The sequence below is a fragment of the Bacillus sp. P14.5 genome (assembly GCF_003316765.1).
GTDB lineage: Bacteria > Bacillota > Bacilli > Bacillales > Bacillaceae_B > Rossellomorea.
This window is the reverse complement of sequence record NZ_NIJF01000066.1, coordinates 45,187-66,754: the sequence shown is the minus strand read 5'-3', so window position 1 is coordinate 66,754 and position 21,568 is coordinate 45,187. Positions and strand designations below refer to the sequence as shown.

The 21,568-nt window shown below is 46.9% G+C and carries 20 protein-coding genes, 1 pseudogene and 1 riboswitch; of the genes and pseudogenes, 9 read left to right on the top strand and 12 right to left on the bottom strand.

The features are described 5' to 3' along the window. Nucleotides 1-644: 644 nt before the first annotated feature. The 9 genes and pseudogenes from B9Z54_RS25675 to B9Z54_RS10345 all read right to left on the bottom strand — a co-directional run bounded on the left by B9Z54_RS25675 (nt 645) and on the right by B9Z54_RS10345 (nt 9,529). Nucleotides 645-1,382 (bottom strand): NERD domain-containing protein, encoded by a 738-nt coding sequence (locus B9Z54_RS25675; protein ID WP_113928325.1) that lies wholly within the window; start codon nt 1,380-1,382, stop codon nt 645-647. Between the two features lie 138 nt (nt 1,383-1,520). Further along, entirely contained in the window at nt 1,521-2,396 is an 876-nt protein-coding gene (gene hutG / locus B9Z54_RS10370; RefSeq protein WP_113928324.1) for a formimidoylglutamase, read from the bottom strand. Between the two features lie 57 nt (nt 2,397-2,453). Then, entirely contained in the window at nt 2,454-3,734 is a 1,281-nt protein-coding gene (hutI, locus tag B9Z54_RS10365) for an imidazolonepropionase (RefSeq protein ID WP_113928323.1), read from the bottom strand. Beyond that, nucleotides 3,734-5,395: a urocanate hydratase gene (hutU, locus tag B9Z54_RS10360; protein WP_113928322.1), complete on the bottom strand. Its 1,662-nt coding sequence runs from the start codon at nt 5,393-5,395 to the stop codon at nt 3,734-3,736. The genes hutI and hutU overlap by 1 nt, the downstream gene beginning before the upstream one ends. A gap of 14 nt (nt 5,396-5,409) precedes the next feature. Beyond that, a pseudogene (hutH, locus tag B9Z54_RS10355) lies at nt 5,410-6,926 on the bottom strand (histidine ammonia-lyase). After that, nucleotides 6,919-7,074 carry a hypothetical protein gene (locus tag B9Z54_RS24800; RefSeq protein ID WP_162785166.1) on the bottom strand — a complete coding sequence of 52 codons (156 nt, stop codon included), beginning with the start codon at nt 7,072-7,074 and terminating at the stop codon, nt 6,919-6,921. Before B9Z54_RS24800 ends, hutH begins: the two are co-directional and overlap by 8 nt. Before the next feature lie 39 nt (nt 7,075-7,113). Then, the gene (hutP, locus tag B9Z54_RS10350) at nt 7,114-7,569 is read right to left on the bottom strand and encodes a hut operon transcriptional regulator HutP (RefSeq protein WP_113928321.1); all 456 of its coding nucleotides are present in this window, start codon (nt 7,567-7,569) and stop codon (nt 7,114-7,116) included. Between the two features lie 1,166 nt (nt 7,570-8,735). Further along, on the bottom strand, nt 8,736-8,897 hold the full coding sequence (locus B9Z54_RS24795) for a YwzD family small protein (RefSeq protein ID WP_162785165.1): 162 nt from the start codon (nt 8,895-8,897) through the stop codon (nt 8,736-8,738). 137 nt (nt 8,898-9,034) lie between these two features. Continuing rightward, nucleotides 9,035-9,529: a hypothetical protein gene (locus tag B9Z54_RS10345; RefSeq protein WP_113928320.1), complete on the bottom strand. Its 495-nt coding sequence runs from the start codon at nt 9,527-9,529 to the stop codon at nt 9,035-9,037. Nucleotides 9,530-9,735: 206 nt separating this feature from the next. On the opposite strand from B9Z54_RS10345, the gene B9Z54_RS10340 reads away from it, so the two are divergent. The 9 genes from B9Z54_RS10340 to B9Z54_RS26460 all read left to right on the top strand — a co-directional run bounded on the left by B9Z54_RS10340 (nt 9,736) and on the right by B9Z54_RS26460 (nt 20,030). Beyond that, nucleotides 9,736-10,143 (top strand): helix-turn-helix domain-containing protein, encoded by a 408-nt coding sequence (locus B9Z54_RS10340; RefSeq protein WP_162785164.1) that lies wholly within the window; start codon nt 9,736-9,738, stop codon nt 10,141-10,143. A gap of 66 nt (nt 10,144-10,209) precedes the next feature. Then, nucleotides 10,210-10,297, top strand: a riboswitch (cyclic di-GMP riboswitch). A 16-nt stretch (nt 10,298-10,313) separates the two neighbouring features. Beyond that, nucleotides 10,314-10,442, top strand: coding sequence for a hypothetical protein (locus B9Z54_RS26180; RefSeq protein ID WP_262371062.1), 129 nt, complete (start codon nt 10,314-10,316; stop codon nt 10,440-10,442). A gap of 757 nt (nt 10,443-11,199) precedes the next feature. After that, nucleotides 11,200-11,859 (top strand): hypothetical protein, encoded by a 660-nt coding sequence (locus B9Z54_RS10330; protein ID WP_113928317.1) that lies wholly within the window; start codon nt 11,200-11,202, stop codon nt 11,857-11,859. 15 nt (nt 11,860-11,874) lie between these two features. Further along, a complete protein-coding gene (locus B9Z54_RS10325; RefSeq protein WP_113928316.1) occupies nt 11,875-13,131 on the top strand; it encodes an efflux RND transporter periplasmic adaptor subunit in 1,257 nt (418 codons plus the stop codon). 101 nt (nt 13,132-13,232) lie between these two features. Then, nucleotides 13,233-14,840 carry an alkaline phosphatase gene (locus tag B9Z54_RS10320; protein ID WP_113928315.1) on the top strand — a complete coding sequence of 536 codons (1,608 nt, stop codon included), beginning with the start codon at nt 13,233-13,235 and terminating at the stop codon, nt 14,838-14,840. Between the two features lie 739 nt (nt 14,841-15,579). After that, nucleotides 15,580-17,217: an SWIM zinc finger family protein gene (locus B9Z54_RS10315; protein WP_113928314.1), complete on the top strand. Its 1,638-nt coding sequence runs from the start codon at nt 15,580-15,582 to the stop codon at nt 17,215-17,217. After that, complete coding sequence (locus B9Z54_RS26470; RefSeq protein ID WP_345840718.1) at nt 17,210-17,824, top strand: hypothetical protein; 615 nt, start codon at nt 17,210-17,212, stop codon at nt 17,822-17,824. The genes B9Z54_RS10315 and B9Z54_RS26470 overlap by 8 nt, the downstream gene beginning before the upstream one ends. Before the next feature lie 23 nt (nt 17,825-17,847). After that, complete coding sequence (locus B9Z54_RS26465) at nt 17,848-19,293, top strand: DEAD/DEAH box helicase (RefSeq protein ID WP_345840717.1); 1,446 nt, start codon at nt 17,848-17,850, stop codon at nt 19,291-19,293. A 38-nt stretch (nt 19,294-19,331) separates the two neighbouring features. Further along, the gene (locus B9Z54_RS26460) at nt 19,332-20,030 is read left to right on the top strand and encodes a DEAD/DEAH box helicase (RefSeq protein ID WP_345840716.1); all 699 of its coding nucleotides are present in this window, start codon (nt 19,332-19,334) and stop codon (nt 20,028-20,030) included. A 274-nt stretch (nt 20,031-20,304) separates the two neighbouring features. On the opposite strand, the gene B9Z54_RS10305 is transcribed toward B9Z54_RS26460, so the two are convergent. From B9Z54_RS10305 to B9Z54_RS10295, 3 genes are all read right to left on the bottom strand, one after another. Further along, a complete protein-coding gene (locus tag B9Z54_RS10305) occupies nt 20,305-20,487 on the bottom strand; it encodes a hypothetical protein (protein ID WP_113928313.1) in 183 nt (60 codons plus the stop codon). Between the two features lie 46 nt (nt 20,488-20,533). Then, entirely contained in the window at nt 20,534-20,917 is a 384-nt protein-coding gene (gene ssb / locus B9Z54_RS10300; protein ID WP_113928312.1) for a single-stranded DNA-binding protein, read from the bottom strand. A gap of 221 nt (nt 20,918-21,138) precedes the next feature. Further along, the gene (locus tag B9Z54_RS10295; RefSeq protein WP_162785163.1) at nt 21,139-21,441 is read right to left on the bottom strand and encodes a DUF5658 family protein; all 303 of its coding nucleotides are present in this window, start codon (nt 21,439-21,441) and stop codon (nt 21,139-21,141) included. Between the last annotated feature and the right edge of the window lie 127 nt (nt 21,442-21,568).

The following is a 21,568-nucleotide window of genomic DNA, read 5'->3' as shown; positions in this document are numbered from 1 at the left end:
GGACTCATTTTGTTGGTGAATAGCGGGAGTTTTTCCCCTTATTTCAAAAAAATCACCAATTTTCTAGTATCTTGAGTTAAATAAGGGGAATTTCTCCCTCTATTTAAGCTGTTTTTGGTGCTTTTCAGTAAATAAGGGGAATTTTTCCCTCTATTTTGCTAGTCCAAGTACTAAAACCTGATTTAGGGATTGTGCGCTGGACCTAGACTACGCCTAGTCCCCCAGTAGATCGGCCGCCTGCAACAAAGCTCCCTCTATTAAAAATAGAATGAGGGAACATGGCATTCAAAATTACAAATTAGGCCGGGGTGACCGATGTAGCCGTAACTTCGGACGGGAGCGGTCCCCAAAATGCGCGGGACGACCGATGTGGCGGGAACTTCGGTCAACAGCAGCCCCAAAAATGCGCAGGGTGACCGATGTAGCGGGAACTTCGGACGGGAGCAGCCCAAAAAATGCCCGGGGTGACCGAAGTGGCGAAAACTTCGGACGGGAGCGCCCCAAATTATGTGCGGCGCGACCGATGTAGGGGCAACTTCGGTCATCAACGGTACGAATGATGCGCAGGTCGACATTTTTGTTTCGGTAACTTACACTATTCGGCTTTTATAGGTCTGACTATAGTTGTGTCCCAGCCTCTTCATTTACGCAGTATACCGGCACTTAGGATAATTCGAACACCCTTTAAATCGGCCATGCCTTCCTCTTCTTTCAAGAAGTTTCCCATCACATTTTGGACAGACATTATTATGTACTTTTAGTTTAATTTGTTTTTGGTCTTTTTTTATCTGGGTGACGTGGCTTTTGACTGCTTCTTTGCCTTCAATTGCTGCTGATTTCAAGCGGTCATGTACTGCTTTTGCGTAAGGTGTGGAATTTCTTTTATTTTGGTAGAGTTCTATTGTTTTCTTTATTCTTGTGTCATAGGTGACATGAATGTCTGGCGACGAGATGTTGATTTTTTTCAAATCTGCCCTTGAATTAAAGGCGATGATGGAGACATAGGGGAGCTTCACCTGCTCTCCTAAGACATATTTGATCGCTTCGATGTGGCCGTGGTTCTGATGTATGGGATTCTGGAACTGCTGCTTGTTTCTATAAATCTGCTGTGTCCACTTCTTGCTCTTTTCACTGCCAAAGATCCAGCCATTATAATTCTTGGTTTCTATCACAAAAATTCCATACGGTGACACGACGATATGATCGATTTGAGTCGTTTTTCCATTGTGGCCAGGCAGAAGGATATCATGCAGAAGAAAGTAGCGTTCAGGATCCAGCTTGCTCAAGAAAAACTTCACCCAGCCCTCTCCAATTCTTCCTTTCACCTGGGGAAGGCCGAGTACTGCTGCACCGATCACTAACAAACTAAAAAGAATGAGCACGGGTTTACCTCCGAATAGATAATCTCTCTAACAGAATACCATAAAATGACAATATACTACTTTTATTTTATAAAAATAACTTCATTTAATCGCGTAAAAAGGACAGTCCCCCTTTTGATCCGGGACTGCCCTTTTGTTTTATATTACTGAAGTTCGGTCTTTCAATGTATTGAGCAGCAGGTGCGCCGCAATCCGGCTGGTCATGTCACGGATGTCGAGGGTCGGGTCGATTTCGACGATGTCCATCGCGGCTGTTTTTTTATGCCGGCAGCCGATACTGACGGCTTCCATTAAGGTGCCGCTGTCCATTCCGCCTGGTCCGATGGCCGGACAGCCAGGTGCAAAGGCCTGATCGAGCACATCCATGTCCACGGACAGGTAGATCGTATCGACTTTGTCAGCCAGCATTTTCAGGGATTCCTGCATGATATCCCCGATGTTTCTCTCGCGGACTTCCTTCATTGTATAGACGCTCACATCGTTTTTCATGGCGAATTGATAGTAAGCACCCGCGTTCGAGTAGTTGCGGATTCCGATTTGCACCAGATCTTCTCCTCTAAGCAGGCCTCTCTCCAGCAGCCTGCGGAATGGCGTTCCGTTCGTTGGACCCCCATCCTCGACATTCCGCAGGTCGTGGTGGGCATCGAACTGGATGACCCCGATTCTTCCTTTATGTTCTGTGAGTGCTTCTATGGAAGAAGTGGTGATCGAGTGGTCGCCGCCCAGCACAATGGTGAAGGGTGCGGCGTCCTCCCTCCAAACCTCTGTAAGAGATTCATAGATTCTGTTTTGTGATTCGACGATGGAGGTCGGGTGCATCAGGATATCGCCGAAATCGACAAACCTATGTTCTGCGAGCTCCCGTTCTTCCTCTATGGCGAAGGTTGAATAGGAACTGAGGCAGCGGCGGATGGCTTCTGGGGCAAATCCGGCTCCCGAATGGCTGATGGACGACTTGGAAAGGGGCGCGCCTATGAGGGCGATATCCCCTTTCTTACCTTCTGTCCAAGGCATTAGCAGTTCATGGGCTTTTTTGTGAAGCGGTCCTGAAACTGCGCCTTGCCTGCTCCCCTAAGATGTGTAAACCTGTTCATCCTTACGCTCCTTTCCATAAACTAGCTTGCCTGCCTTCCACACCGTGTTCACATGATTCACTCCGTAGTGGTACGGTACGTAATGGTAGTTGGGAACGTCCCACAGAACGATATCCGCTTTGCGGCCAGGCGCGATCTTGCCCGCGCTTTCTCCTCTATTGATCGCATAAGCGGCATTCACCGTGACTGCATTCCAGATCTCTTCTGGCGTCATCTTCATTTTCAGCGCTGCCAGATTCATGATGAGCTGAAGGTTTTCCGTCGGTGAACTGCCCGGATTGAAGTCAGTCGACAGGGCAACCGCAGCGCCCGCTTCAATTATTTCCCTGGCTTTCGCATAGCTGTCTTTGTTGAGGTAAAAACAAGTGCCGGGAAGCAGAACCGCAATGGTTTCCGATGTTCCGAGCATTTGTATTCCTGTGTCCGAGGCACCAACCAAGTGCTCCCCGCTTCTCGCTCCCACTTCGACCGCCATCTCCGTTCCGCCCAGCGGATCAATTTCGTCAGCATGAATTTTCACATCGAAGCCCATTTCCTTTGCTTTTAAAAGATAGGTCCGTGCCTGTTCAACAGTGAATACGCCTGTTTCACTGAAAATGTCGACAAATTCCGCAAGCCCTTCTTTTTCGATTTGCGGAAGAAGGTTCAGCATTTCCTGTAAAAAAGCATCCGGGGTTTCTTTATGTTCCGGTGGAATCGCATGGGCTCCTAAAAAAGTGGAAACTAAATCGATCGGATGCTGTTCGTTTAATTTTTTTACGACTCTTAACTGCTTCAGCTCTGTTTCTTTTTCCAGCCCGTAGCCGCTTTTCGCTTCCATCGTGGTGACTCCATAGGAAAGGATGCGGTCGAGGTGGAATCGTGCTTTTTCCAAGAGCTGTTCTTCCGTTGCTTCCCGGGTCGCCTTCACCGTCGACAGAATTCCCCCTCCCCTTTTAAGGATTTCGAGATAAGGGACACCCTGCTGTTTCAGGGCCATTTCGTGCTCGCGAGATCCGCCGAACACGAGGTGTGTATGCGGGTCGACGAGTCCAGGAGTCACCAGCCTCCCTTCCGCATCAATCGTTTTGTCTGCTGTAAAGGAAACTGCTTCTGTTGTTTTCCCCATCCAGGCAACCTTTCCGTCTTTAATCGCCAGAGCTGCGTTTTCGATCATTGGTGCCTGGGTCATTTTTTCACCTCTGACAGGGCCGTCTCCATGATCCATCGTCAGCAGCTGTCCAATATTTTTAATCAGTACATCGTATTGTCCGGTCATTATTTGTCTCCTTTCATCGGTACATTGATTCCCCATTTATCAGCGGTTTCTTCCGCTTTTTCATAGCCTGCGTCCACGTGGCGGATCACACCCATTCCCGGGTCGGTTGTCAGGACGCGTTGGAGGCGCTCATGCGCAAGATCCGAGCCGTCTGCGACCACGACCATTCCGGCGTGCAGCGAATATCCCATTCCCACTCCGCCTCCGTGATGGAAGCTGATCCAGGATCCGCCCGCGGCTGTATTGATCAGCGCGTTGAGGATCGCCCAGTCGCCCACCGCATCGCTTCCGTCCTTCATGGATTCTGTTTCACGGTTCGGCGATGCGACGGATCCGCAGTCGAGATGGTCCCGGCCAATGACGATTGGTGCTTTCAGCTCACCATTCTTGACGAGCTCATTTATGGCGAGACCCATCTTCACCCGCTCGCCGTATCCCAGCCAGCAGATTCGTGACGGCAGCCCCTGGAACGCGACTTTTTCCTGAGCCATATCGATCCACCTCAGCAGCTCCGTGTTTTCCGGGAATAGTTCTTTGATGAGACGGTCCGTTCGGTGTATATCAGCCGGGTCGCCTGATAGTGCCGCCCAGCGAAACGGACCTTTTCCTTCGCAGAACAGGGGCCTGATATAGGCAGGGACAAAACCCGGGAATGCGAAGGCATCCGCTATTCCTTCGTCCTTGGCGACCTGGCGGATGTTGTTTCCGTAATCGAATACGATGCTGCCCCTTCGCTGGAAATCGAGCATCGCCTCGACATGGTTTGCCATGCTGGTTTTCGAAAGCTTTGTGTACAGACTTGGATTTTCTTTTCTCAAAGCATCCGCTTCTTCCAAGGTGCATCGTTCCGGAACATAACCGTTCAGCGGGTCGTGAGCCGACGTCTGGTCAGTCACAATATCGATTTTGGCGGAGGTTTGTAACAACTTATGATGAATTTCCGCCGCATTCCCCAGGAGGCCGATTGAAAGAGGCTTTCCTGCTTCCTTCGCTTCGTACGCCATCATCACTGCTTCCTGGAGCGAATCCGTTTGAACATCGAGGTACTTCGTGTCGATGCGCTTTTGAATTCTCGCTGGATCGACTTCGACGGCGAGGCACACCCCGCCGTTCATGGTCACGGCTAAAGGCTGAGCCCCTCCCATGCCACCGAGTCCCGCGGTCAATGTAATCGTTCCTTTCAGTGATCCGTTAAAATGCTCCCGCGCTACAGCAGCAAAGGTTTCATATGTTCCTTGTAAAATTCCCTGCGTGCCGATGTAGATCCAGCTTCCCGCCGTCATCTGTCCGTACATCATCAAGCCTTTCTGGTCGAGTTCGTGGAAGTTTTCCCAATCTGCCCACTTTGGCACAAGCACCGAATTCGACAGCAGGACGCGCGGTGCCGCTTCGTGTGTTTTAAAAACGCCGACCGGTTTTCCGGACTGCACCAGCATTGTTTCATTATTTTCCAGTGTTCTCAGCGTGTTGACAATGGCGTCAAAGGACTCCCAGTTCCGGGCTGCTTTCCCGATTCCTCCATACACGACGAGGTCCTCCGGCTTTTCCGCCACCTCCGGATCGAGATTGTTATACAGCATCCTTAAGACCGCTTCCTGCTCCCACCCTTTGCATTCGATTTCCAGCCCTTTTTTGGCTCTGACTATGCGTGTTTTTTCCATTAATAGTTCCTCCCTTATTGGGTGATTTTTTTGGTTGAATTGTAATCCTGCCAGTTCATTTCCTGCAGCCAAAGCTGTGTTTTTTCTATGTCCTTTGCGAATATGCGGTCTTTCGTGATAGATGGAACCTGCTTTCTGGCCGCCTTGTAAAACCGGTGAGTAGCTCCTGCCATTTTTTCGGGCCCGCGGTACTCCACCGCCTGCAGGGCGCAAATGAGTTCGACCGCCAGGACCCTTCTGGCATTTTGTAAAATTTGATACGCGTGGCGCGCCCCGATCGTTCCCATGCTGACGTGGTCTTCCTGGTTCGCCGAAGATGGGATGGAATCCACGCTTGCCGGGTGCGCAAGGGTTTTGTTTTCCGAAACGAGAGACGCCGCGCAATATTGCATGATCATCGCGCCTGATTGAAGCCCTGGTTCCGGACTCAGGAAAGGCGGCAGATCATTGAGCTGCGGGTTGACGAGCCTTTCCACTCTTCGTTCGGAGATGTTCGCCAGTTCGGCAATGGCTATTTTCATGAAATCCATTGCGAGTGCGATTGGCTGTCCATGGAAATTGCCTCCGGAGATGACTTTTTTCCGTTTTGGAATATGAGCGGATTATCTGTAGCAGCGTTCATCTCGATTTCCAACTTTTCTTTTACATAGTCGAGTGCCTGCCAGGATGCCCCGTGAACCTGCGGGATACACCTCAGTGAGTAGGCATCCTGCACTCTGAGCTCGCCTTGTGAGGTGGTGAGCCGGCTGCCGTCGAGATGATTTCGAATTCTTTGGGCGGTATCGATTTGCTGGGGGTAGCCCCTGGCGATATGGATGTCTTCGTCGAAAGCGTCCGTGATTCCCTGCAGGCCCTCGATCGTGATGGCGGCAATCATTTCCGACTGATAGGCGAGCTGTTCGGCTTCGATGTAATTGATAAGACCCATGGCTGTCATGGCCTGCGTCCCATTTATAAGCGCGAGGCCCTCCTTCGCCTGCAGGGTGATCGGCATGATGTCCTCTTTGGAAAGGGTTGTCAGCGTCGGCTGAATTTCACCTTTGTAGAAGACCTCTCCTTCTCCCATCAGCGCAAGCGCCAGGTGTGAAAGCGGCGCGAGATCCCCGCTGGCTCCAAGCGACCCCTGCTGCGGAATGACCGGGTGGATGCCTTTGTTTAGCAGTGCGATGAGTGTTTCGATGACGACCGGTCTCACCCCTGAGTAGCCTTTAAGAAGCGCATTGGCTCTGAGGAGAAGCATCGCTCGTGAGACTTTTTCCGGGAATGGGTCCCCGACTCCGCAGGCATGGGAATGGATGAGGTTCAGCTGCAGCTCTTCGACATGCTGCTGATCAATGAGTACGTCGCTGAACTTTCCGAAGCCCGTGTTGATTCCATACACGATCCTTTGTTCGCGGACAATTCTCTCCACCGCCTCCCTGCTTTGGTTCACCTTGACCAGGCTTTCTGGGGAGAGCGTCACTCCTTCCTTGTCATAAATAACCTTCTTCGCTTCTTCTACTGTCAATGTATGTCCTGTCAGTTCAATCATTCTTGATCACCCTTTTGATTATTAATGTGATTGGCGTGTGTGGTGTGTGCTTAGTGGTTTCAATCGCTGAAAGGGACTGTCCCTCTTCGCGCTTTAAAGTGATTTTGAAAAACAAAAAGAGGCTCGACGACAAATAAAGCTTTGTCATCGAGCCTCCTGATTTCTAATCACTATAGGCTCTATCCTATTAAATATGGTTAATTCCAAGGCCGATGGTTTCATGCTCAAGGCCTTTGATAGGTGCACCGATGGTTCCGTACAGCGCCACGGCGATCCATTCGCCTTCTTCGGCGATTTTATAAGGTGTCCCCCTGACCACAGCAAACCTGAGGCCGACTGTTCTAAGAATTTCCCCCAGCTGGGTCTGTCCGCGGGTGACTCCCGAGATGGCTTCCATGGTCGCATGGTAAAGCGAGTGCATCTCCCTGTAGAGATCCTCCCTGACAATACCGTTCCGCTTCGCCGCTGTTTCAATCGCGGCAACAATCTTTTGAACGTTCATCGAACCGACCTTGCCTGTGCAATACTGCCAGTTCAATTGTTTGAATTGCTCGCTGTACGCCTCTTCTGTTCCGTCTGTTTCATCCATCAGGAGAAGAAGCAGCGCACTCTTCCCTATGCGGTGTTGATCGACTATTTTCATGGCTTCGCACCTTTTGATTTCTGAATTCACTAATAACTTAGTTTCATTGTATGGGTATTATTATAAGCGGTCAATATATTATAGGTAGATTTTAGAAACTTAGATTGTTAACGCGTTAACGCGTTGAGAGGTGTGTGCCTGGGTTGACGAGTTGGATTCATGAGTTACCTGTTTTGAGGGTGGATGTGTCATCGCGGTGAGGCTTTGGATACATGAGTATGGCGGTTTGAAGGCAGATGTGTATCCAGCTCCGGCGGGTGGATACATGAGTGCGGCAATTTGAGGGCAGATATGTACTCAGAGCCGGCGAGTGGATACATGAGTGGGGCAATTTGAGGGCAGATATGTACCCAGATCCGGCGGGTGGATACATGAGTGCGGCAATTCGGGGGTAGACGTGTACCCAGTGCCGGCGGGTGGGTACATGAGTGAGGCAATTTGAGGGCAGATATGTACCCAGATCCGGCGGGTGGATACATGAGTGCGGTAATTTGAGGGCAGATATGTACTCAGAGCCGGCGGGTGGATACATGAGTGCGGCAATTCGAGGGTAGATATGTATCCAGCGCGGACGAGTGGATACATGAGTGGGGCTATTCGAGGGCAGATATGTACCCAGAGCCGGCGGGTGGATACATGAGTGCGGCATTTTAAGCTCAGATGTGTATCCAGAACGAGCGGGTGGATACATGAGTAAGACTTTTAAGCGTAGATATGTACCCAGGGCGGGCTGGTGGATACATGTGTGAGGCGTTTCGAACGCAGATATGTATCTAGAGCCGGCGGGTGGGTACATGAGTGCGGTAATTTAAGAGCAGACGTGTACCCAAGACGGGCGGGTGGATACATGAGTTACACGATTTGAAGGTAGATAAGTACCCAGATCCGGCGGGTGGATACATGAGTGCGGTAATTTAAGGGCAGACATGTACCCAGGACGGGCAAGTGGATACATGAGTGGGGCAATTCGAGGGTAGATATGTACCCAGAGCCGGCGGGTGGGTACATGAGTGGCGGCGATTTGCAGGGGATATGTATCCAGAGCACGATACAGAGGAATTATTGAACAGCAGATATATAATAAAGCAGCCAAGAACAATTTTATAGCCCCAAGCAATTAAAGCGCTTACACAAAAATTAAAAAAGCTCTTTGGACTTATTTTAGCCTAAAGCGCTTTTTCTTTTACGAATGTATATTCACTTTTCAGTTCTTTTTGAAGCCAGTTTACCATTTTGGAAGCATCCATGTTTCCGTTTTTTGCTTTGTCAAAGGCTTTTTGCATAAGGTTGAGTAACTGCTGCTGTTCATTGGTTGAATCTTGTTGCAAAAGATTACCTCCTAAAATACTTTATCTGTAGTATTGTATTTACCTGTCTGGCGAATTGTTAAACTTAATGAATATACATACTCTACCAGAAAACTACAAGTTTCGTAAATACAATTTTTGGATAATGTGTGAACGTTCTAGGTGAGGAAGGTTTTCTTTACAATTTTGACAGGTTGAATGTCAGGATTTACGGGATATCTGCTGCTTTTGACTGCTGGATCTTTGTGGGGATGTAACAAAAAAGATAAATATGTATCTTTTCTTTTCAGCGTGAAACATTGAACAATGTGATAGAACATGTCGTCTGTCAGCTCATCATAAGGGGTAAAGGGCACTATCTGCAGCTTTATTTCATCCACCGATAATACCAGGATACTTTTAATTCCATTTACATCCACCCTTAACAAAAATTTCGTGGAGCGTGTCAATGGGATAGGCAGGAAGCTTAAGAATTTTTTCTCATCAGTCAGGTCATCGTCATTTAAACTGTTCATGGCCAGCGTGCAATTTCCAATGGAAGTAAGAAGAAATGATTCTTCTGAATGTTTTCCCCTGAATACCAAATAAAAATCTTTTAAACTCTTAAAACCCCCAGTATCCATCCAGGACAACAGCAATACCTTATTTTTCATCGTATCCTCCCACTATTCAATTTTTACAAATTAGGACTTTTTACCCTTTCTCTCTTATACTAAAGGTAAATTATGTATTTCGACAATATTTTTTTAAAAGTAAACAAATATTTTACTTTTGCAGGTCAACTATATATGAACTTTCTAATTCTTCTTTCTTCTAGGAGTTATGTTAATAACATCTAATGAAGACTGCGGGTGAAAGTATGATTTTTTCTGAAGCAATGAAGAGATATAGAGAAGAAATTGTTCAGTTGAGCCAGGTCGAGGTGGCTAAACGTCTAAATATCAGCAAACAGCTGCTGAATAAGTACGAGAATGGAAGAAGCCAATTTCCTGATGATATATTAAGAAAGCTTGTTCATTTATATCAACTTTCTCCTATTGATCTATATAACATTATCTCGGGTTCCGCCTACCCTGATGATGACCCGAAGCACGCTATGGTTCTCAGGGAAAAATTTGAGGATGAGGAACTGGAACGTGCAGTAAATATGCTGACTGAACATCCTGATCTGAAAAGGTTATTAACTTCTGCTTCCTATTATGATAAGAAAAAGCAGGAGAAGTTTTTTCAAAGATTGATCACCCTCGCTAAAGCATTAGAAGACTAAACTTCGACAAAATACGACTAAATACCTATTAATTTTCCTGGAATATTACCGATAGAAGAATAGTCCGCAAGAAAAAGGCAAAGTTATTGAAAAATAACGACGCAAAGCTAAAGGGACTAAAATGAGAATTTCATCATGTCAGCCAGCTGCCGCAAAGGAGGATTATCACATTGAAATTCCTGACTCCAGAGGAAATGAAGATTAAAAAAGATCGACAAAAGAAAATCATGTTTGCCTTGATTTTCGTCATCATGGTTTCTTTATTTACCGGTATTACATTTTTGACTTATTCCTTATAGAAAATAGAAAAGGGCCTCCTGTTTAAGGTAACGGGTCTATTTTCGAGTACAAAACTAACAATTTCAACAAAAAAGGAGTGTCAAATCACTTAGGATTTGACACTCCTTTTTTGTTGATATAACAGTATTCTCATTGGTGAATATAGTCATTTGGTAATACAAAACGTATCCTGAATATCAAATGACAGAACCTCGTGTACTTCAAAAATTGCACGAAATTTCCTATATACTTTTAAATGCGGTGCAGTTAACTATAAAAAAGCTAGCACTGATTTGATTGGAACGGAAGGTGCGTGACCTCCTGCGGGACTAGCGTGACAGGTGAGACCCCGCAGGCGAAGCCAGCTCCAGCGGCCAGCGACTAGCAGATTTCGGTCTCTCTCCTTGCGATAAGTCATCATCGAATCGCTTCACTCTTCGTGATTCCTTTATCTCATGCGAGAGCCCTACAATCTGTAGGTCGCTGAACGGCCGCTTCCGCTTTTTATGAAGCCGAGGAGGCTCACCGCACGCCCCGCGGAGTCACGCACCTGGAGTGGAAATCACATTAGCAACAGCCACTGACCACTTACATTTTATTATTGTTTTTTTGCCAAATGAACCAACCATTTCGGTTGCTAATTATAAGTTTGTACTGCAAAACAGTCCCCGTTATGTTTTAGGAGGTTTTTTTGTAATCTATCTACAATTTATGGAAAAGTTCGAGGATTTCCGATAAAATGATTGAAGGGTCAGAAACCACTGGAGGAATACATACATGAATGAAATTAAACTATTAAAAGGACTATTTCATCCTTCTACATATTTTTATCAATTAAGAGAATCAGAGATTTTAAAAGGCTACACCAAAACTATCATCACCCTTTTCATAGTTTCCATGCTGATTTTCGGCTTAAACGCCAGCTTTGGCTGGGGAACCGTTCCCCTGTCCAAAGAAATTACTGACTTGTCTTCCTTGGATTTTGAAGTACATAAATTTTACTTTTTACTGGGCAGGGTCCTGTTGGGTCTCTTATACGCAGCGATCATACTATTCATCCCTTCCCTGCTGTTTTGGACACTTTCGGAAGCTGAATACAAAAAAATCGTCGTAGTTCAAGGTATCACGCTGTTGATTTTGCTGCTGGAAAAATTGACCTACCTGCCTTTGCTGACCTTCATGTCACTGAACTGGTACTCTTCACCATTTGCGCTTGGTGTCATCGGACAGGCGCTGACGGATAATTCCTGGCTGAAATATTTCCTTGGCAGCATCTCACTGTTCAAAATATGGGCAGCTTTCATTCAATTTAAAGGGCTTAAGTGGCTCACTGGCAAGAAAAATTGGGTGCTGTTGCTTTGGGTGGCAGTCATCAACCTTCTTTTCTGGAGCATTACGGCATTTCTAGCTTACATAGACTTTTCGATTTTAGTATAAAGGCGGTGAATTCACATGAATAAAAAAATTATCTACCCGGCTATCATCCTCTGCATCGCTTTCTTAGCTGTTAACGTGTTCTTGATCGAGAAAGCCGACAGCAAGGTGGACCGTAATTCATATATCAGCAGCTGGAAACCTATTAACACCGGAAACTTGCAGAATTCACTGGAAAAAGTGGCATCTCTGGCTTCCTCCCAGGAAAGCTATGTTTATTTTGACGACAGCTTCGGGACGTTCCAGGAGTTCCTTGTAAAAGAAGGAGATGAAGTATCAGCTGGTTCTGACTTGTTCACCTTTGAATCGGAAAATACATTAAGCCAGCAGCAGGCGCTGGAATCAGAAATTCAACAGCTGGAGGATGAGATTGACAGCATTGAAGATCACATAGGGGACCTGCGAACCTTAAGGCCTTCTGCAAGTGATACCAGGGTGCCTTCTTCATCCTCTTTGGACGAGTTCCCTCCGGACGAAAGCATGGAGGCAAGCGCGCTCGAGATCGATTATTATGTCGAGCAGGAAATCGCTGCTAAAGAACTCGAAATGAATCGACTCGAAAACAAAGCAGCTAACTTTGAGCGGCAGCTGAGTGACTTGCAATCATATGAAACGACTTTGACAGTCCAAAGCGAATTGGAAGGGGTTGTTAAAAAGGTGTCCAGGGAGCTGGATAATCCCGTTATCGTGATTGCCTCAACATCTCCCGTTGTCGAAGGTGAATTAAACGAGCAGGAAGTACTCCAAGTAATGGAAGGCCAAGAGACTATTGTGCGTTCAACAGCTGTAAAAGAAGAGCTGAACGGCTTTGTAACAGATGTTGCGGCCCTTCCTTCAGAAGAGGAGTCCGAGGATGGCGGAAGTTCTTATCCATTTCAAGTAGAGTTCAGCGAAGATCAGGAACTGGAAAATCTGCGTCCAGGTTTTCATGTGTCCCTTTCCATCGTGACCGAGGAAGCCAAGGATGTGCTGACCGTATCTGAGGGCAGCCTTGTGATGGACGGTGCTAAGAAATACCTGATTGTTGTTACTGAAGCCGGAAAACTTGAAAAAAGAGAAGTCACTGCCGGCATGAAATCAAATGGCCGGGTCGAAATTCAGCAGGGCATCGAAAAAGAGGAAATCTTTGTTAAAGACCCTGACTCAATGGATTTACCAGGCTCCACTTTTGTTACCCCTGTCCACTTTGACAGACTGACAAATTCAGCCCTTAAAAATGCCGACAGACATACGATTTTAGAAAACCTGCTGCTGGGAATTCTAGAAAGAAAATAACACGAAGCGCCGTACCTGACAAAGGTTCGGCGCTTTTTTGGGTATAGAAAGGGTATGCTCTCTCATACTAACCATGAATAGAATCCGCAAAGGAGGATTTCATGAAAACATTCAAATTAGCGCTTATTCCTATTTTACTTTTTTCCATTATATTCTTCGCCATTCCTCCCTCCTGCTTGTTTGCAGAGACCACTGAGAAAAAAGTGATATTCATGGTGATGGACGGGACGAATTCAGATGTAGTGACTTTGGCCCGCTGGTATAAAGGCTCCCCGCTGCACTTGGACAGCATTTTGACAGGCGGTGTCCGGACGTATTCAGCTCAATCAGCCATCACCGATTCCGCGGCCGGCGGGACAGCTATGGCCACCGGCTTTAAAACAAAGGCCGATTATATTGGCATGATTCCTGATGGAGAAAGTTCCAGGCCTGCCGTCAGCCTGTTGGAGGCAGCCCGGCTGAAAGGATTTGGAACAGGGATTGTCTCCACTTCTCCTGTGCAGCATGCCACGCCGGCCGCTTTTTCCGCTCATGTAAAAAACCGTGATGAGTTCAGTGATATTGCCGAACAGCAGGTGTATCAAGGAATGGATGTAGTATTGGGCGGCGGGCTCGCCTGGCTTCATTCCGGAGAAGATAGAAGGATGGCAAATGATGACGGCATGTTAAAAACAAAAGAGTCTGCCCGGAAAGATAAAGAAGACCTTCTTCAGGTCATTGAGGAGAAAGACTATCAGGTTATAGCGGATGGGTCAGAGCTGGATGGGCGGTCGGCTGAAGGGCTTTGGGGAAGCTTCGCAGATGAAGATATGGCTTACGACTTTGACCGCGCGGCACTTTTACCGGAACAGCCTTCTCTGGCAAAGATGACTTCTGCCGCGATTGAACGGCTGGACGATTCCGGGAAGGGTTTTTTCCTCTTTGTTGAAGGCAGCAAAATTGACTGGGCTGCTCATAAAAATGATCCTATTGGGATGATCAGCGAGGTGCTCGCGTTTGATAAGGCGGTCGGTGAAGCGATTGAGTTTGCAAAGCGTGATGGCAATACTATGGTCATCGCCGTGACAGACCACGGAAACAGCGGACTGACGATCGGAAACGGGGCCACCGATAAGGATTATTTTAACCAGCCGGTTGATGAGATCATTGAGCCATTGAAAAAAGCCCGATTGACAGTGAAAGGCGCATCCTCTCAGTTAGAAAAGGACCACTCCAATCTAAAAGAAGTCCTCGCCTCCTATGGCCTCCAAGATCATTCGGAAGATGAGTTCTGCAGAGTGAAAAAGGCTGGGTCAGTCACAGAGCTGGAAGACGAAATGGCTGCGATGCTCAGCAAACGGGCATCTCTCGGCTTTACAACCCACGGCCACACCGGGGAAGATGTCTTTCTCTATGCGTATGGGCCCGGCAAACCGACGGGACTGAAGGAAAATACTGACCTTGCTTCATCAGTCTCTGATTTTCTTGGTTTGAATCTGGTGGGCTTGAGTGACTGGTATGTTGATGCACGGGAGTATTATGAAGCGCGGGGATATGAGACAAAAATCGACAGGAGTGACAGTCACAACCCGAAATTTGTCGCTGTAAAGGATCAGGAGGAATTGGTGTTTCCTGAAAACAAGAATCTTATGATTCGTAACGGGGCTGAGGTCGAGCTTCAGGCGGTCAACGTTTATAACGGGGAGACTTTCTTTGTGCATGTTGAGTAGCGGGGTGACTCTCTCAATGCTTTAGAGCACTTAAGCTTTCCCTATGCGACACTTGAGCAGGTTTTCTCTACTGAAGTGTCTCTTAACACTCTCCTATCTGACACTTGGGGACTTTTTCTCTACTGAAGTGTCTCTTAGAACTCCCCTATGTGACACTTGAGCAGGTTTTTTCTACTGAAGTGTTTCTTAGAACTTCGCTATGTGACACTTGGGCAGGTTTTCTCTACTGAAGTGTCTCTTAGAACTTCTCTATGTGACACTTGGGCAGGTTTTCTCTACTGAAGTGTCTCTTAGAACTCTGCTATGTGACACTTGAGCGGGTTTTCTCTTTTGAAGTGGCTCTTAGAACTCTTTATGTGACACTTGGGCAGGTTTTCTCTTTGAAGTGTCTCTTAGAACTCTGCTATGTGACACTTGAGCGGGTTTTCTCTTTGAAGTGTCTTTTAGAACCTTCCTATGTGACACTTGAGCAGGTTTTCTCTTTTGAAGTGTCTTTTAGAACCTTCCTATGTGACACTTGAGCGAGTTTTCTCTTTTGAAGTGTCTCTTAAGAACTCTCCTATGTGACACTTGGGCAGGTTTTCTCTACTGAAGTGTTTCTTAGAATCGACTTCATCTTTTCCTCACGCAAGCAGTTTTTCTTTTAGATGTCTCCCCCGCTCCATTTTCTTACTGATTTGCGTTATAATAAAAGAATGGTTAATTTTGAACGGAATCAGTCAGGAGGCGGCAAATCCTTATGAATGCACAAGAATTACAGGAAAAGTTGACACCTTTGAGCGAGCATCTGCTGGAGGAACTTCCGTATGGCAGCGAGAGGCAAAGCATCGTCCAGAAGGGATTGCTGCTCTACCGGCAGAATCTTGTTGGCAACATTAAATATCATGATGACAGCATCACCGCGGATGTCCAGGACGTCACGCCAGTTAAGGTGACTCTTGAACTGGATTTTCCACGTATTAGCAAGTGCTCCTGTCCTTCTGATGAATGGTGCCGTCACCTCATGGCTGCTTTTTTTGCCGTATATAGCAAAGCTGCTCCTGTGACGAATTGGATTCACAAATGGCGCACGAGCAGGCCTGAACAAGCAACGAATTCATCTCCTGAAAAAAAGGTGGATCTGCAAGATATATTAAAGAAGCATGAAGGCAGTATCAAGAAAGCCAGTGACCTTTTAAAAGACCGCAAACAGCGCGGGGATTCACCGGAAGAGTGGTGGGATTACCTGCAGTATCAGTACAAGGAATGGGATAAAGAGGCATTTCACCGCCAGTCCCATCTGCTGGACCTGCACATTCAGAATTTTTTTCGAAAGCTGATGAAAGATGCGCCATACGAGCGGGAATGGAAGCCGCTGTATAAGCTTTATGTTTCCTTTTTCCTGTTCCAGAACTTCGACCGAATGATGGTTTTTTTCAGAGGAAAGACGGCGGAGACCTCACACTACGAATTTTTGGTCGATGAAATGTTCGACAGCGTGAAACAGTTATCCGTACATGCCATGCCGTTCCGGTTCGACCCTTTTATCGAATTTTTAAAAGGAAAGACGGAAGAGCTGACCGGTTCCAACGAAAACAGTACATTGGCAAAAGCGGAAATCTACCGCTTCCTTTGGTACTTTCTTTTTAAGAAAAAGGCATGGCGCCAGGCGGAGGTTCAACGGCTGCAGGAGGAACGCTCCCCTGAAGATCTATTCTATGCGTTGGCACTGCTGCATCAATATATTCTGCTTGAAGAACATGAGCTGGCTGCGAAAGAAATCGAGAAGCTGGGCACAGAAATTGTTCCGTACTCCGATTTCTGGCTGGAGCAGCTTTTTCAAAATAAAAAGTATGAACAGGGTGTCGCTTTTCTGAAAAGCATCATGCCGAAGGTTCCGGCTTACGTTAATTCCCTGCCTCCCTATGACAGCGCGTCCTTTTCTCGCTGGTTTTTACGGACGCTCCCGATCGACTGGATGACAGAAAACGAGCACGGTCTTCTCCGGAAGCTGCTTGTCGCCCTTCTGCCCTACAGCTATTCCTGGTACAACGAATTCCTGCTGAGTTCGAAGTCCTTCCGGGATTGGGTGGAGCTGCAGCGTTTTGTCGGATATGAGCTCAGGGAGATGGATAACATGGGCCTCCGGGATGCGGCTAAAGAAGCGCCGCAGCTTGTCCTTCCCCTCTATCATGAGGGAATCGAGTTCTATTTGGCGGGCCGGAACCGCGACAATTATAAGCAGGCGGTCAAATACCTGAAAAGACTCCGTACCCTTTATAAAAAACTTAAGAAAACGGATCAATGGGATATCTATTTGGATTTTATTTTAGAAAAAACGAAGCGTCTTCGTGCGTTCCATGAAGAATGCAGAAAGGGGAAGCTGATCGATGCTTAAAACACGTTTGCTGCATGTGTACATAGAGCCTCTGGAGAACGGCCGCTTCTTCCTTTACTGTGAAAACGACAGCGGTTTTGATGTCGGGCCGGATGACTGGAAGGGCCAGTTGTTTCTTTGGCATGAAGCCAGCTTTTATGGTACGACTCTGCAATCAAAAGAACTGGGAACCAGAAAAGGGATTGAGGTCAACAGCTGGGATCTTCTCTTGCTGTTTGCCGACGAATCCTTCAGCGGCATGATTGACTGGCACTGGGATGAACTCGGGCAGAAGTGCCTTGCGGTGGCCCCGATCATGTACGATTCCATCCAAGAGGGAAAATGGATTCCTCGCTTTGAAGATATGGCGGAAAACGGGTTATCCTTCCAGGTTCCTGATGAACTTTGGGACAACTTTCCCGATGAATTCTGGCAGGAGGATATCGGCGAAGAATCGGCTGAGGAATTCGTTTCCGACTGGTATCAGCGCTCTGTCCGCCAGTCGCTTTCTGCCGGGAGCAGTGATCAAATTTTTACCCGCTTGAAAAACTCGAGGACAGCACGCTCACTCCGGAAGAGCTTCATGCTTATTTTGATGAAGAAAAGTGGAGCGAATGGGTCGGGCTGACGGAAGATGAGACTCCTTTCACATTGGGGCTGCGCCTGACAGAACCGTTGGAGGAGCATGATCCCTGGGAGCTCGAAACCATCCTCCGGGATAAAAAGCGCAGTGACAAAGTTTACTCGTTGGAGGAAGATCGACTGCCTCCTTCTTATAAAAAACACCTCGATACGGTCAAAGAAGAACAGAACCGCTGGATGAAAATGCTGCCGCTGCTCAACCAGGGCGGAGAAATCCGGAATTCACTGGATGAGCATGACGCTTGGGATTTCCTGACCGTACTCAGCGAAAAATTCCTCGATCTTGACATCGAAATCCTGCTTCCTGCTTGGTGGCAGGCGATGAAGGAAGCCCAGATGACAGTGAAAGCCAAAGTGAAAAACACGGACAGTTCTTACCGACCTTCTTTCGTCGGGCTGAATGCCATGCTCGATTTTGACTGGCGCCTGTCGATGAACGGAGTGGACCTGTCGGAAGAGGATTTTCAAAATCTCGTGAACGACCAGCGCCGATTGATCAAAATCCGCGGACAGTGGATGAAGCTGGATCCCGCTATGATCCGCCGCATTCAAGATTTGATGAGCAAGGCAAAAGCGGAAGGAATCTCGATCCAGGATATGCTGGAGCAGCAGCTTGTTCCGCGCGATGAGGATGAAGAGCTTCTCCAGGAAGACGAGTATGATCCTTATGAGTTCGCTAAAATTCAAATCGACCTCAACCGTTCGATGAAAAAAATGATCGACACGCTGAACAATTCTGCCGAGGTGCCAATCGTTCAGACGCCGGATACGTTCCAGGGGGAACTGCGCCCTTACCAGCAGCAAGGGATGAGCTGGCTGCTGTTCCTGCGCCGATACGGTTTTGGCGCCTGTCTTGCCGATGACATGGGACTCGGAAAAACAGTACAGCTGATAACGTACCTGCAAGAAGTGAAGAAGGTCGAAACGCCGAAGGCACCAGCACTGATCATTGCACCGACGTCCGTCCTTGGAAACTGGCAGCGTGAGCTTGAGAAATTCGCTCCTGATTTAAAAGTGAAGCTTCACTACGGAGCGAACCGCGACAAAGGAATTGAGTTCGGACGGGGCATCCTCGATATGGATGTTGTCCTGACTTCCTACGGCTTGTCGCATCTCGATTTTGAAGAGCTGGAAACCGTCGAATGGAATGCGATCGCTCTCGATGAAGCGCAGAACATCAAGAATGCCAACACGAAGCAGTCGCGGGCCATCCGCAAATTAGAAGGAAAACATCATATCGCGTTGACCGGAACTCCGATGGAAAACCGCCTGTCCGAGCTTTGGGCGATTTTCGACTTCTTGAACCACGGGTATCTTGGGGGCTTCACGCAATTTCAGAAGAAATTCATCGTGCCGATTGAAAAAGAAGAAAATGAAGCCAGGGTCAAAGAACTTCAGGCGAAAATCAGGCCGTTCCTGCTTCGCCGGACGAAAAAGATCCGGAAGTCGAGCTGAACCTCCCGGACAAAATTGAGCAGAAAGAGTACTGTGCGTTGACCACTGAGCAGGCATCGTTATATGAGCAGCTTATCAAAGATACCTTCGCTCAGCTGGAAGCACTGAGTGGATTCGAGCGAAAAGGACTTGTCCTGCAAATGCTGAACCGCCTGAAGCAACTCTGCAATCACCCTGCTCTTTATCTCAAAGAACCGCAGCCCGAGAACATTGAAAAGCGTTCTGAGAAAATGCGGAAGCTCGTGGATATCGTAGAAAATGTGCTCGATTCAGGTGAAGCATGCTTGATCTTTACTCAGTACATCTCCATGGGGGAGATGATCCAAAACGTCATGAAAGAGAAGTTTGGCGTCGACGTCCCATTCTTGAATGGAAGCATGGCCAAAACACAGCGTGACAACCTCGTGGAAAGATTCCAGAACGGTGAATTCCCTGTGTTCTTGCTATCATTGAAAGCAGGCGGAACAGGACTGAATCTCACCGCCGCCAACCACGTCGTCCACTACGACCGCTGGTGGAACCCGGCCGTCGAAAACCAGGCCACCGACCGCGCATATCGTATCGGGCAGAACCGCTTCGTTCATGTTCATAAAATGATTGCGTCTGGAACTCTTGAGGAGAAAATCGATATGATGCTTGAGAAAAAGCAGGCATTGAATGATGAGATTATCCAGAGTGACCAGTGGATGACTGAGTTGTCTGATCAGGATCTGCATAGTTTGTTGTCTTTGGAGTAGGTATAGATTTATGGATAGAACCCCCCTTCCGCTGTTTGCGGTGGGGGGTTTTTGATTAGGGTGCTTTGATGCTTTAAAGCACTAAGAGGGACTGTCCCTTTCACTGCTTTAAATCACTAAACTCCACATATCGGAAAAAGCCGGCTCTCATGAGAACCGGCAACAGTGGGGGTAAAAAAGAAGTATAATATTGAGTTTTCTATCTATGAGGCGAGGTGGGAGTTTGATGCGTGGTTGGTTCCTAGGTTATGAAATAAAACAAGTCATTGAGAATTTAATTTTGTTTGGTGGTCATGAAAGAGATGCGATTAGGTGCAGCAGCTTGAGGCTTGTCTTCGGAAGCTTTTTTCTCGAGGAGTGCGACACGCTGTGACAGATAGTACAATTCCACATTAGCCCTTGCCAATTTTCTTATCAGATCTTCAATCAATCTTTCCATGGATTCGCTGTTGTTCATAAAGGGAACTTCCTCCAGTTTTAGTCATACACCAAATTGCTTGCTATTAAAATACTGGCAGTGCCTTTTCTACCTCCGGATTCCTTGGCTGCGGTTTTGCCGGCTGTGTCGGCTTGCCATCCAGGAATCTCACCTGTTCTGCCACAACCTCCGTCACATAAATCCGCTTGCCGTGCTCATTATCGTAATTCCTCGTCTGAATGCGTCCTACCACGCCCAGCACAGAGCCTTTATTACAATACTTCGCCGTGTTCTCTGCAGCCTTCCTCCACATCGTACACAGCACAAAGTCAGCTTCATAATCTCCGCCCTGACTCTTAAACTGACGATTGACCGCAAGAGTGACATTCAACACCGCCTTCCCCTCGGATGTGTAACGCATCTCTGGATCCTTCGTCAATCTTCCTACCAACGTGACCTGATTTATCATTTGTTTCACCTCTTTTCTTTCGTTGGTAAGTATAGGATATAGGGTTTTTGGGTGGGTGTAAAATGGGGGAAAGGAGGGTTTGGAGTATTAAAAGGCGATAAAACAGCTTTTTATCCAGGGGATTTAATGATTTTTGACATTATTGTTATTCAAAAGAGGCTATGTGATAAATTTGATTTCTTTTTGTTCAATAAAATTTCTCACCGCGTTTTTTTCTGGCACTAGGTTGATAAAGCATAGTAAATCCAAATTCCATGGAGCAAAAATGTCAGTGAATAAAGTAATAATGCTGTATATGTTATTGAGGAGAACCATTTCTTTTCAGGAAATTTGTTATAAAGAATTAATGCATAAACAATTGCTGATAAAGATAGTTTTACAACTATAAATATGATTGGATGTGAAGAATACAGTGAGTCCATAATAGGGTTTGCTTCTTGGATTAAGGCATTCCTTATTCCAATCACTGTAGCAAAGGTATCCAGAATGTTGAGAGCTGCCAGTGAGTGAAGTGCGATTTTCATGGATTCACCTGCTTTCAAGATAGTATCTAAGGAAATGATAATAATAAATACTGTTATCATTATTAGGAAACATACCCATAAGAAAAAGGACAAAAACATTTTAACTAATAATTTCTCTTCTAACATT